Source organism: Deltaproteobacteria bacterium (assembly GCA_009930495.1).
GTDB lineage: Bacteria > Desulfobacterota > Desulfovibrionia > Desulfovibrionales > Desulfomicrobiaceae > Desulfomicrobium.
Genome location: RZYB01000482.1, coordinates 1 through 1037 on the forward strand (window position 1 = coordinate 1; position 1037 = coordinate 1037).

Consider the following 1037-nt stretch of genomic DNA (forward strand, 5'->3'; position numbering starts at 1 on the left):
TCCCGCTCCCGTGGCCACATGGGTTCGAACACCGTTACCGGCTCGGTCCGGCCGACCACGACCACCCGGCCCAGTTCGCGGGCCGCGAACGTGCCGTCCGTGGCGTCCAGCACGGCTTGGGAGACCATGGTGTAGGTCCCGAACTGTTTGTTGATGCCTTCCAGGCGGGCGGCCAGGTTCACGGCGTCACCGAGCATGGTGTAGTCGAAGCGCGCGTGGGAGCCCATGTTGCCGACCACGGCCGGGCCGGTGTTGAGGCCGATGCGCATGAACAGGTCATGGCCGACGCGCGCGCGGAAGGCCGGACGCAGTTCGGCCAGCTTGTCCTGGCAGCGCAGGGCCGCGCGCAGGGCCCGGCTGGCGTGGTCGGGCTGGTCCAGGGGCGCGTTCCAGAAGGCGATGATGGCGTCGCCCTCGTATTTGTCCACGGTTCCGCCCTCATCCATGATGATGTCGGTCATGGCCGTGAGGTACTCGTTCAGGAGCTGGGTCAGTTCCTCCGGGGACAGGCCTTCGGACAGGCTGGTGAAGCCCTGCAGGTCCGAGAAAAAAATGGACAGCACGCGGCGCTCCCCGCCCAGGCGCATCCGCTCCGGATGACGCAGCAATTCCTCGATGACCACCGGGCTCAGATACTGCTTGAAGGCCGACTTGATGAACCGCTTCTGACGGCCCTCGGTGGCGTAGCCCAGCAGGATGGACGCGCCCAGGGCCAGGACGGTGGCCGCTTCCGGGAGGAGCAGGGGCGCGTTGTACCCGGCCAGATAGGCCCCGCAGCTCGCGGCCACGGGCAGGGGTAAAAAAACGACCACGGAGCCCAGGGCCGAAAGGGTGCTCGCGCCCAGGGAACAGCACAGGGCCGCGCCCAGGGCCACGGCCACGGTCAGGGCCAAACTGGCGGCCAGGGGCGCGTCGCGTAGAAAATCCCCGGCCAGGATGTTGCCCAGGGTCTGGGCGTGGATCTCGACCCCGGAATAGACCCCGGAAATGGGCGCGGGCCGCAGATCGAACAGGCCGGGCGCGGAAAAGCCGAACAG

At 68.2% G+C, this 1037-nt stretch carries 1 protein-coding gene; it reads right to left on the bottom strand.

The genetic code is table 11. The features are described from left to right. A partial coding sequence (locus EOL86_15630) for an adenylate/guanylate cyclase domain-containing protein (protein ID NCD27001.1) occupies positions 1-1037 on the bottom strand: 1037 nt, incomplete at both ends.